Source organism: Lacisediminihabitans sp. FW035 (assembly GCF_054880895.1).
This window is the reverse complement of sequence record NZ_CM142187.1, coordinates 1512070-1526469: the sequence shown is the minus strand read 5'-3', so window position 1 is coordinate 1526469 and position 14400 is coordinate 1512070. Positions and strand designations below refer to the sequence as shown.

Sequence of the window (14400 nt, the reverse complement as noted above, 5' to 3'; positions counted from 1 at the left end):
GAGACTACTTCGATCGTCGCTCGGCGGCGGCGAAACCGGCCAGGATCTCGCGCTGGATGCCGAACATCTCCTTTTCCTCGTCCGGCTCGGCGTGATCGAAGCCCAGGAGATGGAGGATGCCGTGGGTCGTGAGCAGCAGCAGCTCATCGAGCGGACTGTGGCCGGCCGTCTCGGCCTGCGAGATCGCGACCTGGGGGCAGAGCACGATGTCGCCGAGGAGCCCGGCCGGGGTCATCGACTCCTCGGTGCCGGGTCGGAGTTCGTCCATCGGAAAGCTCAGGACGTCGGTCGGGCCCGGCTCGTCCATCCACTGGAGGTGCAGCTGTTCCATGGCGCCCTCGTCGACGAGCACGATGGCGAGCTCGGCATCCGGGTGAACATGGAGGTAGTCGAGCGCGTAGATCGACAGTCGCTGCAGCGCGACCTCGTCCACCGGGATGACCGACTCGTTGTTGATCTCGATGCTCACAGACGACCCCTGCTGTCGGATTTCGGGGCAGTCTCACGGGTGCCGCTCGCTTCGAATCGCGCGGCCTGCCGCTCTGCATCGTACTTGGTGTACGCGTCGACGATGCGGCCGACGAGGTTGTGACGCACCACATCCTCGCTGGTCAGACGCGCGAAATGGATCTCGTCGATCTCGTCGAGCACCCGTGTCACGAGTTGAAGACCGCTGGCACCGGCGGGCAGATCCACCTGGGTGATGTCGCCGGTGATCACCATCTTCGAACCATGGCCGAGCCGGGTGAGGAACATCTTCATCTGTTCCGGCGTGGTGTTCTGGGCCTCGTCGAGCACGATGAAGGCGTTATTCAGGGTACGGCCCCGCATGTAGGCGAGCGGGGCGACTTCGATGGTGCCAGCGGCGAGAAGTTTGGGCACGACCTCGGGATCCATCATCTCGTTGAGCGCGTCGTACAGCGGACGGAGATACGGATCGATCTTGTCGGTGAGCGAGCCGGGCAGGTAGCCGAGGCGTTCGCCGGCCTCAACGGCCGGACGCGTGAGGATGATGCGCTCGACCTCCTTGCGCTGCAGCGACTGCACGGCCTTCGCCATCGCGAGATAGGTCTTGCCCGTGCCTGCGGGGCCGATGCCGAAGACGATCGTGTTCTCGTCGATCGCGTCGACGTAGTCCTTCTGCCCGAGGGTCTTGGGCCGGATGCTCTTGCCCCGACTGGTGAGGATGGCCTGGCTGAGCAACTCCGCCGGGCTCACCCGCTGGTCGGTGGCGAGCATCTTCGCGGATTCGGTCACGCTGCGTTCGTCGAGCACATTCTCTCCATGTTCACGGTCGCTGCGTACCATCAGCACAAGCTCTTCCACGAGCCGGGCTGCGGCCGACAGCTGGCGGGCATCCCCGTCGAGGGTGATCTCGTTGCCGCGCACGAGCACGGAGACGTTCGGGTACTGCCGCTCGATCGTCTTCAGAAGACGATCCTGCGGCCCGAGCAGCCGCACCATTGCGACCCCGTCGACGCGGATGACGACGTGCTGCGCTTGCCGGTCCTCGGAGTGGTCCGCGGGGAGACGGGGGGTGAGATCGCTACTGGCCAAGGGTTCCTTCGGGAAGCGGACCACCGAGCAGGTGGGCGTGGACATGGAAGATGGTCTGCCCCGCGAGAGGGCCGGTGTTGAAGACGAGACGGTACTGGCCGTCGCAGTGTTCGTCGGCCAGCTGCTGCACGACCGAGACGACCTCGGCGAGCAGCACGGGATCGCCCGCGGCGAGCTCGGTCACGTTGGCGTACTCCGGCGTCTTCGGCACCACGAGCAGGTGGACGGGGGCCTTTGGGGCGATGTCCCGGATCGCGATGATGCGGTCGTTCTCGAAGACGATATCGGCCGGGATCTGCCGCGCGGCGATGCGCGTGAACAGGGAGGGCTCGGCAGTAGTCGACATGACTCAAGGGTAAGCGACGCCGCCGACCCGCGTGCCGGCGTTCGCTACCAGCGCCCGCGACGTAGCATTCCTACGCCGTCGGCCACGAGCAAGAACAGTCCCGGCGCAGAACCCACTCCGCGACAGGCCCGCCCCCGCTCCCGTTCCCGTGCCCGTTCCCGTTCCCGTTCCCGGATCAGGAGTCACGACGAATCCACGGCGTGTCCCGCCGTGACACGCCGACCGTGCGGCTTCACTCCTGATCCGTGAACGGGAACCGGGGGGTCGACCGTGCGGCCGCACCGGCGCGGACCGTGAAGAACACCGTCGATTCACGGATCTGCCCGTCGGTTTAGGGATGCGCGCGTCGTCACCAGCGCCCGAGGCGGGCGTTCAGCACGGCGACAGCGGCCGGTCCGGCTGTCGATGTGCGCAGGATGGTGTCGCCGAGCCGCACCGAGACAGCCCCCGCGGCCTCGAGCCGGCTGAGCTCGGAGGGGGCGATGCCGCCCTCCGGTCCCACGACGAGCACCACGTCCCGGTCATCGGGCTCGAGCGTGCTGAGGGCGAGCTGCGCGGTCGGCTCGAGCAGCAGCATCCGCGTCACCTTCGCCAACGCCACGAGTACGGGGAGGGATGCGAGGTCGCCGACCTCCGGAACCCACGAGCGCACCGACTGCTTGGTGGCCTCCCGCACGATGGCGCTCCAGCGATCGTGCCCCTTGCGCACCTTGGCGCCTTCCCACTTCACTATCGAACGCTGGGCTGACCACGGGATCACCCCGTCCACCCCGAGTTCAGTCGCTTGCTGCACTGCCTGTTCGTCGCGATCGCCCTTGGCGAGTGCCTGGACGAGCCAGATCGCCGGGGACGCCGGCGGAGTCTCGACGACGGTCTCGACCTCCACCACGAACTCGGTGTGTTCGGCCGAGACGACCGTGCCCGAGACCAGCAGTCCCGCGCCGTTGCCGATCGCGATCGACTCCCCCGCAGCGATCCTGCTCACCGTGACGGCATGCCGGGCTTCGGCGCCGCCGACAGTGACCCGCTCACCGACGACCGCCGAGACCAACTCCTCGCTGAGGTAGAAGTGCGCCATGAGATCAGATGTTGAGGAACCGGTCGCGCAGCTTCTGGAAGAGCCCCTGCTGGAAGTGCGTCAGCGTCGGGGCCGCCGCCTTGCGCGTGCTTGCGAACTGCTTGATCAGGTCCTGCTCTTTGTGGTTGAGCTTCACCGGGGTCGTCACCTGCACACCGATCTTGAGGTCTCCCCGACCGCTGCCGCGCAGATGGGTCACTCCGCGCTCCTTGATCGTGATGACCTCTGCGCTCTGCGTGCCCGGTCGGATCTCGACCGAGACGTCTCCGTCGAGCGTCTTGAGCGTCGTCTTGGTGCCGAGGATGGCATCCGTCATCTGCACTTCGAGAGTGGCGAGGATGTCGTCGCCGTTGCGGCTGAAGACATCGTGGTGACGCACCTTGATCTCGAGGTAGAGGTCGCCAGCGGTTCCGCCAGCGGGCCCGACCTCGCCCTGGTTCGGCATCTGCAGGCGCAGTCCGGTGTCGACACCCGCGGGGATGTCGACCGGGATGCTGCGGCGCGCGCGCACGCGACCCTGGCCCTGGCAGGTGGGGCAGGGGTTCGGGATGACGGTGCCGTAGCCGCGGCAGGTGCCACAGGGGCTCGATGTCATCACGTTGCCAAGCAGGCTGCGCACCGTGCGCTGGATCTGTCCGCTGCCGTGGCAGATGTCGCAGGTGACGGGAGTCGTCCCCGGGGCACAGCAGGATCCGTCGCAGGTCTCGCACAGCACCGCGGTGTCCACCTCGATGTCGCGCGTCGTGCCGAAGATGATCTCGTCGAGGTCGACTTCCACCCGCACCAGCGCGTCCTGGCCGCGTTCGCGACGCGAGCGCGGGCCGCGGGTCTGACCGCCGCCGAAGAACGACTCGAAGATGTCGCCGAAGCCGCCGAAGCCCTGCCCGCCCTGCCCTCCGAAGCCGGTCTGCGGCCCCAGGTCGTACTGCTGCCGTTGCTGCGCATCGGACAGCACGTCGTACGCATGCGTGACGAGCTTGAACTGCTCCGAGGCATCCGCCCCGGGGTTCACGTCAGGGTGCAGCTCCCTGGCGAGGCGACGGTACGCCTTCTTGATCTCATCGGTGGTCGCGCTGCGATCGACACCGAGTACTTCGTAGTGGTCAGCCAATCAAAATTCCTTCAGGTGTTCAGTCTTCGCCGAGCAGGCGGGACAGGTAGCGGGCGACAGCTCTCACTGCCGCGATGTTGTTCGAATAGTCCATGCGGGTGGGGCCGATCACGCCGAGGCGTGACACCTCTCCACCAGAGGTCGCGTACCCCGTCGTCAGCACCGAGGTCTCTCCGAGGCCGAACGAGGCGTTCTCTTTGCCGATCGACACCGAGAACCCGTTCTGGTCGGGCTCCATCTCGCCGAACAGGCGGAGAAGTGTCACCTGCTCCTCGATCGCCTCCAGAACAGGGTAGATGCTGCCGCTGAAGTCTTCCTCGGTACGCACCAGGTTCGCGGTTCCGGCCATGACCAGTTTGTCCTGGCGATTGGCGAGCACCTGCTCGATGAGCGCCGAGGCGATCCGGCCGACTGCCGGAGCCTCCGAAGCGGAGAACTGATCGGGCAGCTGCGAGAGCTTCTCGGCCGCCTCCGCGAGCCCGAGGCCTCCCAGCGAGGCGTTGAGGCGTGAGCCGAGTTGCGAGAGGAAACCCTCCTCCAACTCGTCGGACACGTCGAGCAGCCTCTGCTCGACCCGTCCCGTGTCGGTGATGAGTACGGTCATTACCCGCGATGACGCGAGCCGCACGAGTTCGACGTGTCGGATTCGGGAGCGCGAGAGCGAGGGGTACTGCACGAGCGCCACCTGCTGTGTGAGCTGGGAAAGCAATCGCACCGTGCGTCCGAGCACCTGGTCGAGATCGGCGGATGACCCGAGGAAGGTCTCGATCGCGGTGCGCTGGGCGGGGCTGAGCGGTCGAAGGTCGGCAAGCTGGTTTACGAAGACGCGGTAGCCCTTGTCCGTGGGGATGCGGCCGGAGGAGGTGTGCGGCGCGGCAATCAGCTCTTCCTCCTCGAGCAGCGCCATGTCGTTGCGGATGGTGGCGGCCGATACGCCGAAGGAGTGTCGGTCGACTATCGACTTCGAGCCGACCGGCTCTCGCGAGGCGACGTAGTCCTGCACGATGACGCGGAGCACATCGAGGCCGCGCTCTGACACCATCCCGACCACCCCGCTCTCTCAACGCGCAGATTTCGCACCACGGATACTTGGCACTCACTACTGCAGACTGCCAATTGTACCGTGACACACCACCGTGAAGGCATTGCACGCACAGCAACGGGGGCGCTACCTTATGCATGTGCTCGTGCACCGCCCTCGATCGGGGGTTCAGCGAGATCACGCCCGAAGTCCGTCCTGGCCACACGCAGGATCGATCCGCTCACCGAAAGGCTCTGCACATGACCGACCCCATCTCCACGCCGGCTGCACCGCAACCGGCAGCACCCCTCACCGAGGCCGAGGACCGCCAGTGGGCTTCGTTCGCTCACCTCGGGGGCATCATCGGATTCCTGCCTTCGCTGATCATCTGGCTCGTGTTCAAGGACCGCGGCAGCTTCACCAACAGCGAGGCGAAGGAAGCACTGAACTTCCAGATCACCGCCGCCATTGCGCAGGTTGCCGTCTTCATTCTCAACTCCATCCTCACCGTCGTCACACTCGGCTTCTGGGGTCTGATCGGCTGGATCTTCCCCCTTGCCATTTGGGTGATCAGCCTCATCTGGTCGATCCAGGGCTTCGTCAAGGCGAAGGATGGCGTCGGCTACCGCTACCCGGCATCGGTACGCTTCATCAAGTAATCGGTTTTCACACAAGCCCGGCCGCACGCGGCCGGGCTTGTGTGTTTAATGGGCGGATGTCAGAAAACACTCCGTCCCCGTACCAGACGACCCAGCCACTCAGTCCGAGCGACGAGAAACTCTGGGCGATGCTCGTGCACCTGGGCGGGATTTTCTTCCACTTCCTTCCGGCGCTGATCGGATACCTGGTGCTTCGCGACCGTGGTCCGTTCGTCCGCGAACACACCCGCGCTGCACTCAACTTCCAACTCACCGTTCTACTCGGCTACCTCGTCGGACTGTTCACCCTGTGGCTGTTCGTCGGCGCGATCATCATCCTGGCCGTCGCCGTGCTCGACATCGTCTTCAGCATCATCGCCGCCATAGCGGCCAACCGGGGCGAGCTCTACACCTACCCGGTGGCCATCCGGTTCATCAGCAACTGAATCGGCTACTCGAGCAGGCGGCGAACTACGGCGTCGGCGAGCAGCCGCCCGCGCAGGGTGAGCACCAGCGACCCGCGGATCGCGGAGGCACCGTCCACGAGCCCATCGCCGATCAGGCCGGCGACGGCAGTTCGTGCCCTCGCAGGCAGCTCGGCGATCACCAGTCCCTCGCGGATGCGGGTTCCGAGCAGCACGCTCTCCACCCGGCGGGTCTCATCGTCGAGCGTCTCCCTCCCGGCGCCCGGTGACAGGCCGGCCCCGATCCGATCGGCGTAGGCGGCCGGGTGCTTCACGTTCCACCAGCGCACTCCTCCGATGTGGCTGTGCGCCCCCGGGCCGATCCCCCACCAGTCGTGTCCCTGCCAGTAGGCGAGATTGTGACGGGAACGATGCTCCGCACCGTCGCTGATCCCGGCGTCGGCCGTCGGCGATTCGCGCGACCAGTTGCTCACCTCGTACCAGTCATAGCCTGCGGCCCCGAGCAGTTCGTCCGCCAGCTCGTACATATCGGCTTGCAGGTCTTCGTCGGGCTGCGCCACTTCTCCGCGCCGGATCTGCCGAGCCAGTTTCGTGCCGTCCTCCACGATTAGGGAATACGCCGAGAGGTGGTCCGGGTTCTGCGCGATCGCGTGCTCGAGCGACTCGCGCCAGTCCGCGAGGGATTCCCCGGGCGTCCCATAGATCAGGTCGAGGCTCACCGCGAGGCCGGCATCCCGCGCCCACTGCACCACGAGCGGCACGCGTTCGGGATCGTGGGTTCGCTCGAGGGTCGCGAGCACATGCGGCACGGCCGACTGCATTCCGAATGACACGCGGGTGAATCCGGCGTCCGCGAGCGAACGGAGGTAGTCGGCATCCACCGAGTCGGGGTTGGCCTCGGTCGTGACCTCGGCGCCGTGCACGAGGCCCCAGGTGTCCGCGACCGCACCGAGCATCGATGCGAGATCGGAGACGGGGAGCATCGTGGGGGTGCCGCCTCCGAAGAAGACCGTTGATACGGCCCGGTCGGGCAGCTCGGCGCGCATCATCACCTGCCGGGCGAGGGCGACCTCGGCAATCGCCTGCCCGGCGTAGTCCGTGCGCTTCGCCCCGCGAAGCTCATCGGAGGTGTAGGTGTTGAAATCGCAGTAGCCGCACCGCACCCGGCAGAACGGCACGTGCAGGTACACACCGAAGTTGCGGTCGACGGCTCCGGCGACGACGGATGTGGGAAGCGTGCCGTCGGACGGTGCCGGATCCGCGAGCGGCAGGGCGCTCGGCATCAGGCTGCGGGGGCTGCGGGGAGCGGCCCGGAGAGGGACTCGAAGTACCGGCGCGTGTAATACGCCTGCGTGAGCCGCAGCACCGGGAAGACGATCCACCAGAACGCGTTCGCGGGCCGCGAGAACGCGCTGATCTCGAGCCAGACCGATCCGTCGTCCGTCTGTTCGACTATGAAGGACTCCTCTCCGCTCTCCGGATGCCCGGGAAGGGTGCCGTAGGCGAATCCCTTGCGGTTCAGCTCGTCGACCACATAGACGACCCGCGCCGGTGCCGTCACGTGGAATGGCCCGAACGGGATGCCGAGCAGCACCGAGTCGCCCGGCACGATGAACGGGGCTCCATCGGGGCCGAAGACCACTTCGTCGGTCATGACCGAAGAGGTGACCGGGGCACCGGCCTCATCGAACGCCACCGGGACGTAGGTCTGGTCGCTCACCGCTGCCGGCACGTCTGCGACGTCGATGCGGAACCCGCTGTTGCGCTGGATACCCCACGACATCACCTCGTTCCAGGCGTAGTCCCACCGTGCGTCTCCATGCCCGATACGGGAGCGCTGACGGAACGGCCGGTAGCCCGCCGGGGACTTGGCGAGCAGGTCCGAGGACTGGGTCGCCCCCACGGTCGCATAAGTGACGGGCCGCTCCCAGAGCGGCAACTTCGCGGGCATCTAACGATCACCGATTCTCGGGACGGATGGTGCGGGCATAGGCCGATTCTACCGGCGCCGGCTCGCACTTCCGTCGGCCGGCCTAGCCGAGGGCGCTGCTCGGAACCCGCACCGACCCGGCCAGCTGGTCGGCGTCGAGGGCGAAGAGGTCGCGCGCTCCCCCGGTGGCCGCACCGAACAGGCCGGCCGCCTGGGGAAGGAGCTGCTCGGCATAGAACCGCGCGAGCACGAGCTGGGTTTCCGCGAGGTCCGCATCCCCGGTGGCCTCACCCGCGAGGGCGGACCGCGCCATCAACCAACCGCCGACGGTGAGCCCCCACATACGCAGGTACGGCGACGAGCCGGCGAGCACGGCGTTCGGGTCGGACTGGCCGGTGCGCAGCATCCATCCGGTCGCCGCTTCGAGCGAGTCGAGCTGCGTGCGCAGCTGGACGCGGATCGTTTCGAACGCGTCTCCAGCGGTGGCGAGCTCCGCATCCGTCTCACGCATGGTGGCGATGAACTCGAGGAAGGATGCTCCACCCCGCACTGCGAGCTTGCGGCCGACGAGGTCGGCGGCCTGGATGCCGTTGGTGCCTTCGTAGATCGGCGTGATGCGCACATCGCGGAAGTGCTGGGCTGCTCCGGTTTCTTCGATGTAGCCCATTCCGCCGTAGACCTGGAGGGCGAGGGAGGTGAGCTCCACGCCGAGGTCTGTGCCGAAGGACTTGCTGATCGGGGTGAGCAGCCCGACGATCTCGGCGGCGCGCACCCGAGCCGCCTCGTCGGTGCTGTGAGTGCTGAGGTCGATCTGCACCGCGTTGAACAGCACGAGGCGACGGAGGGCGGACAGGTAGGCCTTCTGCGTCATGAGCATTCGGCGCACGTCGGGGAAGTCGATGATCGGCGAATCGACGGTGGCGCCGATCGCCTTGCCCTGAGTGCGCTCCTGGGCGTAGGCGAGTGACCCCTGGTAGGCGCGCTCCCCGATCGAGAGACCCTGGGTGCCGACCGACAGCCGGGCGCTGTTCATCATGACGAACATGATGCGCATGCCGAGGTTCTCCTCGCCGATGAGGTACCCGGTGGCGTCCTCGTACGAGAGCACGCAAGTGGGAGCCCCATGGATGCCGAGCTTGTGCTCGATCGAGAGGCAGGAGACGCCGTTGTGCTCGCCGAGCGAGCCGTCCTCGTGCACGTGGAACTTCGGCACGATGAAACAGGAGATCCCGCGGGTGCCGGCGGGCGCTCCCGGCGTACGCGCGAGGACAAGGTGCACGATCTGCTCGGAGAGGTCGTGCTCGCCGTAGGTGATGTAGATCTTCTGGCCGGTGATGGCGTAGGTGCCGTCGCCGTTCGGAACGGCGCGGGTGGTGAGGGCCCCGACATCCGATCCGGCCTGGGGCTCGGTGAGGTTCATCGTGCCGGTCCACTCGCCGCTGATCATCTTCGGCAGGTAGGTCTTCTTCTGGGCCTCGTCGCCATAGTGGAGCAGGGCGTCGATGGCGCCCTGGGTGAGCAGCGGGCAGAGCGCGAAGGCCATGTTCGACGAGCCGAGCATCTCCTGGATGGCGAGACCGACCGACCACGGGAATCCGCCGCCGTCGAACTCCTCGGGGAACGGCACACTGCCCCACCCGGCATCGACGTACTGGCGGTAGGCGGACTTGAAGGCCGCCGGCGTGCGGACGGTGCCGTCGGGGTCGCGCTGCGCGCCCTCGACATCCCCCGACTGGTTGGTGGGAGCCACGACCTTGACCATGAAGTCGCCGCAGTCTTCGAGGAGTCCCACGACGGTCTCGAGATCGGCGTGCTCGTAGCCGGGAAGGGCGGCGACCTGCGGATACCCCACCACGTGCTCGAGGACGAAGGCCAGATCGGACACAGGGGGACGGTAATCGCTCATGGTCGCAGAATACCGCGCCGCGGTCGTACGTTCACGAACGTTGTGCCGACTCACAAAGGAGGTTCGGCTGTCGCCCACTTTATTGTCCGTGCGGGCCATTCGTCGTGTAGTCCGTGCGGGCCGTTCGTCGTGTAGTCCATGCGGGCCATTCGCCGTTTAGTCCATGCGGGCCATTCGTCGTGTAGTCCATGCGGGCCGTTCGCCGGGGGGGTTAATCCGCGTTCGCTCAGCCGCACGGCTCCGCCGTCGGGTCACGCTTCGCCCGTCGAGTTCGCCCTCCCGGCCAGGGTCACCACCGGTTGCTGGTCAGAAATGCAGGACCGGGTGTTACCAGGGGGGCAGGTGTGCCTCAGTAGGCAACATCCGTCACAGGTTTCCCTGCATTTCGCACGGGAACTTTTCGCAAGGGACAGTTCGCGCTGGACAGTTCGCACGGGACAGTTCGCGCAGAAACATTTCGCCCCGGAACAGCTCGCCCCGGAACAGTTCGCGCCTGAGCGGTGAGACCGAGGGGCGCGGCGGCCACAATTCACACCGTCGAGAACGGAGACAGCCGGCCGCGGGTTCGAAATGCAGGACCGGAGGTTACCAGTAATGCAGTTGTGGCTCAGGAGGCAACATCCGTCACAGGCTTCCCTGCATTTCGCACCGGAGCGTGCGGGTATCGGAGCGTGCGGGCATCGGAAGCGCATCGAAAGCGAAACGGAAGGGAAGGGCATCGAAAGCGGAACGGAAGGGCAGCGGAAGCATAGCCACAGCGGATGCCGGACTGATCCTCGGCAGGGGCGTGGATACTGCTACTTGTCCTTCTTGGTCTCCGTGTCGCCGGAGAGCGCCGCGATGAACGCCTCCTGCGGGACCTCGACCCGGCCCACCATCTTCATGCGCTTCTTTCCCTCCTTCTGCTTCTCGAGGAGCTTCCGCTTGCGGGTGATGTCACCGCCGTAGCACTTGGCGAGCACGTCCTTGCGCATCGCGCTGATCGACTCGCGGGCGATGATGCGCGCCCCGATGGCGGCCTGGATCGGCACCTCGAACTGCTGCCGCGGGATGAGCTTCTTAAGCCGCTCGGTCATGAGCACGCCATAGGCGTACGCCTTGTCGCGATGAACGATGGCGCTGAAGGCATCCACCGCCTCGCCCTGCAGCAGGATGTCGACCTTCACGAGGTCCGCATCCTGGTCGCCGGTCGGCTCGTAGTCCAGCGAGGCGTAGCCGGCGGTGCGGCTCTTCAACTGGTCGAAGAAGTCGAACACGATCTCGCCGAGCGGCATGGTGTAGTGCAGCTCCACCCGGTCCTCGCCGACGTATTCCATGCCCTGCATGGTGCCGCGGCGGCCCTGGCAGAGTTCCATCACGGTGCCGACGAAGTCCTTTGGCGTGAGGATGGATGCCTTCACCACCGGTTCACTCACCGACGCGATCTTTCCGCCGGGGAACTCGCTCGGGTTGGTCACGGTGACTGTCTTCTTGTCGTCGGTCGTGACCTGGTAGATCACGGACGGCGCGGTAGCGATGAGATCGAGCCCGAACTCGCGCTCGAGGCGCTCGGTCACGATCTCGAGATGCAGGAGGCCGAGGAATCCGCAGCGGAAGCCGAAGCCGAGCGCGACGGAGGTTTCGGGCTCGTAGACGAGCGCGGCATCCGAGAGCTTGAGCTTGTCGAGGGCCTCGCGCAGAACCGGATAGTCGGAGCCGTCGATCGGGTAGACGCCCGAGAACACCATCGGCATCGGTTCGGAGTAGCCCTTCAGCGCGACAGTCGCGGGCTTCATGAAGCTCGTGACGGTGTCGCCGACCTTGCTGAGGCGCACGTCCTTGACGCCGGTGATGAGATAGCCGACCTCGCCGACACCGAGCCCCTTGGTGGGAGTCGGCTCCGGTGCGCTCACGCCGATCTCGAGCACCTCATGGGCGCTCTTGGTGCTCATCATCATGATCTTCTCGCGAGGCTTCAGCGCCCCGTCGATCATGCGCACGTAGGTGATGACGCCGCGGTAGGCGTCGTAGACGGAGTCGAAGATCATGGCGCGGGCGGGCGCGGCCGGGTCGCCGACCGGCGGCGGGATGAGGCGGGTCGCCCGGTCGAGGAGCTCGGGCACGCCGACACCGGTCTTGCCGGAGACGAGCAGGATGTCCTCCGGCTTGCAGCCGAGCAGACCGACGATCTCCTTGATGTACTTCTCGGGATCCGCTGCTGGCAGGTCGATCTTGTTGAGCACCGGGATGATCGTCAGGTCGTTGTCGAGGGCGAGGTACAGGTTCGCGAGCGTCTGGGCCTCGATCCCTTGTGCGGCATCCACGAGCAGGATCGCGCCCTCGCAGGCGGCGAGCGACCGGGAGACCTCGTAGGTGAAGTCGACGTGGCCGGGGGTGTCGATCATGTTGAGGGCGTAGGTCTGGACGTCCCCAGACTCGGACGTCAGAGCCCACGGCATCCGCACGGCCTGGCTCTTGATCGTGATTCCGCGCTCGCGCTCGATATCCATGCGGTCGAGATACTGCGCGCGCATGTCCCGGTCGCTCACGACACCGGTGATCTGCAGCATCCGGTCGGCCAGCGTGGACTTGCCGTGATCGATGTGGGCGATGATGCAGAAGTTGCGGATGAAGGCCGGGTCGGTCGAAGCCGGCTCGAGGGCCTTCAGTGCTCTGGGGCTCACGCAAATCCTTCGTATCAGTGCCGTGGGGTCGAACAATTCTCCCACGACCCGCGCCGACCGACATGCGGAGCCCCGTCGGCGCGTGATCCCGACGGGACTGCGGAGCCCCGTCGGCGCGGGATGCCGACGGGGCTGCCCGCTGCTACTGGCCGAAGACGAGGGCGAAGAGCCCGAATGGGGCGAGGAAAGCGAGCCCGAAGAGCAGGGCGATCGCCGGCAGCGCCAGCGAAACGGCGCCGACGATGATTCCCCACACGCTGTAGCTGCGGCCGGCCGGTTCGTGGCTGAGCCCGACCGCCCCGATAACGATCGCGGCGATCGGAACGAGCACGGTATAGCCGAAGGCGATCGAGGCGAGTCCGAGCACGAGGCTCGTGATGCCGAGGGTGCGCGTGGTGTCGACGGGCGTTACGGGCGCCGTTCCCGTGCTGATCGGTGCGCTGTCGATGATCGGGGTGGTCATGGTCTCTCCTGGGTCGGTTGGTGTCCTTTCAGGGTAGAAAATGCCCCGCCCGACGACCATGGGGATAACCCCCGCGTTGCCCGCGGCTGATCCCCCGAGGTCTACGACTGCGGCCGGGCGACCGCCGGCAGCCGCCCGAGCCCCGCGAGCAGCACAGACTGCTCTGCGGCGAGCGACACCCTGATCCAGCCCTCCCCGGACCGCCCGAACGCGCTGCCCGGAGCCACGGCGACGCGGTCATGGAGCAGGAAGTGCTCGGCCCAGGCCGCGACGTCGCCGCCACTGAAGTGTGCGACATCCACCCACAGGTAGAAGGCGCCGCCGGGGCGCTGGTAGCGGATGCCCCGCGCGTCGAGCAGCGCGCAGGCGGCCTCGAGATTGGCCCGGTAGTGCTCGCGGGAGTCGGCGACATGCTGGTGATCACCGGTGATGGCGGCGACCGCGGCGTACTGGTCAGGCATCCCGACGCAACTGATCGAGGCCTCCTGAACCGTGCGCATGACCTGTGCGAGCCCGGGCGGAGTCACCAGGTAGCCGATACGTGCGCCGGTCATCGCGTAGGTCTTGGAGAGGGAGAAGACGCTGAACACCCGGTCGTCGGTGTCGAGACTCGCGATGCTCCGGTGTCGTGCACCGTAGGTGAAGTATTCGTAGACCTCGTCGCTGATCACCCAGAGGTCGTGTCGCCGGGCGAAGTCGAGGAGGGAGCGCAGCTGCTGCTCATCGAGGACCACCCCGAGAGGATTCGACGGCGAATTGACGATGATGACGCGGGTGCGGTCGGTGACGAGTCGCTCGAGTTCATCGAGATCGGGAGCGAACCCGTGTGCCGGGCGCAGCGAATACGGCACCGGCACAGCCTCAAGAAGGCGGGCGTTCATCGTGAAGGTGGTGTAGCCGGGATCCGGCACCAGCACCTCGTCGCCGGTCGAGAGCACCAGGCGCATCGCCTGGAAGAGACCCTGGGTCGCGCCGAGAGTCACCCAGACCCGTTCCACGTCGACGTGAATGTCGTTCTCTCGCGCCAGCTTCTCCACGAGGGCGGAGCGCAAGGGCGGAATCCCGCCGTTCGCGGAGTAGTTCGTGAGGTCGTCGCGCCAGGCCTGGGCGCCCGCCGCGAGGATGTGAGGGGCCACCGGCCGATCGGGCTCACCGACCGCGAGCGAGATCACGTCGTCGAGCTCGAGGGCGATCTCGAAGATGCGGCGGATGCCCGATGGGGGCACCGACGCGATGTGCGGGGAAAGAGACGGCATACTGTC

At 66.6% G+C, this 14400-nt stretch carries 14 protein-coding genes; 2 read left to right on the top strand and 12 right to left on the bottom strand.

Annotation, left to right across the window (positions count from 1 at the left end; translation table 11 throughout):
* Positions 1 to 4 precede the first annotated feature (4 nt).
* The 6 genes from ybeY to hrcA all read right to left on the bottom strand — a co-directional run bounded on the left by ybeY (position 5) and on the right by hrcA (position 5134).
* Positions 5 to 469, bottom strand: a complete 465-nt coding sequence (gene ybeY / locus ACVXZ4_RS07395; protein ID WP_461797589.1) for an rRNA maturation RNase YbeY — start codon at positions 467 to 469, stop codon at positions 5 to 7.
* Entirely contained in the window at positions 466 to 1602 is a 1137-nt protein-coding gene (locus tag ACVXZ4_RS07390) for a PhoH family protein (protein WP_461797588.1), read from the bottom strand. Before ACVXZ4_RS07390 ends, ybeY begins: the two co-directional genes overlap by 4 nt.
* On the bottom strand, positions 1547 to 1903 hold the full coding sequence (locus ACVXZ4_RS07385) for a histidine triad nucleotide-binding protein (RefSeq protein ID WP_461797587.1): 357 nt from the start codon (positions 1901 to 1903) through the stop codon (positions 1547 to 1549). Before ACVXZ4_RS07385 ends, ACVXZ4_RS07390 begins: the two co-directional genes overlap by 56 nt.
* 349 nt (positions 1904 to 2252) lie before the next feature.
* Complete coding sequence (locus tag ACVXZ4_RS07380) at positions 2253 to 2981, bottom strand: 16S rRNA (uracil(1498)-N(3))-methyltransferase (protein ID WP_461797586.1); 729 nt, start codon at positions 2979 to 2981, stop codon at positions 2253 to 2255.
* 4 nt (positions 2982 to 2985) lie between these two features.
* Positions 2986 to 4092 (bottom strand): molecular chaperone DnaJ, encoded by a 1107-nt coding sequence (dnaJ, locus tag ACVXZ4_RS07375; RefSeq protein ID WP_461797585.1) that lies wholly within the window; start codon positions 4090 to 4092, stop codon positions 2986 to 2988.
* 19 nt (positions 4093 to 4111) lie between these two features.
* On the bottom strand, positions 4112 to 5134 hold the full coding sequence (gene hrcA, locus ACVXZ4_RS07370) for a heat-inducible transcriptional repressor HrcA (protein ID WP_461797584.1): 1023 nt from the start codon (positions 5132 to 5134) through the stop codon (positions 4112 to 4114).
* Between the two features lie 239 nt (positions 5135 to 5373).
* On the opposite strand from hrcA, the gene ACVXZ4_RS07365 reads away from it, so the two are divergent.
* Positions 5374 to 5772 carry a DUF4870 domain-containing protein gene (locus ACVXZ4_RS07365; RefSeq protein WP_461797583.1) on the top strand — a complete coding sequence of 133 codons (399 nt, stop codon included), beginning with the start codon at positions 5374 to 5376 and terminating at the stop codon, positions 5770 to 5772.
* A 56-nt stretch (positions 5773 to 5828) separates the two neighbouring features.
* Positions 5829 to 6197 carry a DUF4870 domain-containing protein gene (locus tag ACVXZ4_RS07360; RefSeq protein WP_461797582.1) on the top strand — a complete coding sequence of 123 codons (369 nt, stop codon included), beginning with the start codon at positions 5829 to 5831 and terminating at the stop codon, positions 6195 to 6197.
* A 5-nt stretch (positions 6198 to 6202) separates the two neighbouring features.
* Here ACVXZ4_RS07360 and hemW read toward each other — a convergent pair whose 3' ends face one another.
* The 6 genes from hemW to ACVXZ4_RS07330 all read right to left on the bottom strand — a co-directional run bounded on the left by hemW (position 6203) and on the right by ACVXZ4_RS07330 (position 14394).
* Positions 6203 to 7459 (bottom strand): radical SAM family heme chaperone HemW, encoded by a 1257-nt coding sequence (hemW, locus tag ACVXZ4_RS07355; RefSeq protein WP_461797581.1) that lies wholly within the window; start codon positions 7457 to 7459, stop codon positions 6203 to 6205.
* The gene (locus ACVXZ4_RS07350) at positions 7459 to 8127 is read right to left on the bottom strand and encodes a DUF1990 family protein (RefSeq protein WP_461797580.1); all 669 of its coding nucleotides are present in this window, start codon (positions 8125 to 8127) and stop codon (positions 7459 to 7461) included. Before ACVXZ4_RS07350 ends, hemW begins: the two co-directional genes overlap by 1 nt.
* Positions 8128 to 8209: 82 nt before the next feature.
* The gene (locus tag ACVXZ4_RS07345) at positions 8210 to 10012 is read right to left on the bottom strand and encodes an acyl-CoA dehydrogenase (protein ID WP_461797579.1); all 1803 of its coding nucleotides are present in this window, start codon (positions 10010 to 10012) and stop codon (positions 8210 to 8212) included.
* 797 nt (positions 10013 to 10809) lie between these two features.
* On the bottom strand, positions 10810 to 12675 hold the full coding sequence (lepA, locus tag ACVXZ4_RS07340) for a translation elongation factor 4 (protein ID WP_461797578.1): 1866 nt from the start codon (positions 12673 to 12675) through the stop codon (positions 10810 to 10812).
* A gap of 142 nt (positions 12676 to 12817) precedes the next feature.
* Complete coding sequence (locus ACVXZ4_RS07335; protein ID WP_461797577.1) at positions 12818 to 13138, bottom strand: hypothetical protein; 321 nt, start codon at positions 13136 to 13138, stop codon at positions 12818 to 12820.
* A 101-nt stretch (positions 13139 to 13239) separates the two neighbouring features.
* Positions 13240 to 14394, bottom strand: a complete 1155-nt coding sequence (locus ACVXZ4_RS07330) for a pyridoxal phosphate-dependent aminotransferase (protein ID WP_461797576.1) — start codon at positions 14392 to 14394, stop codon at positions 13240 to 13242.
* Positions 14395 to 14400 lie beyond the last annotated feature (6 nt).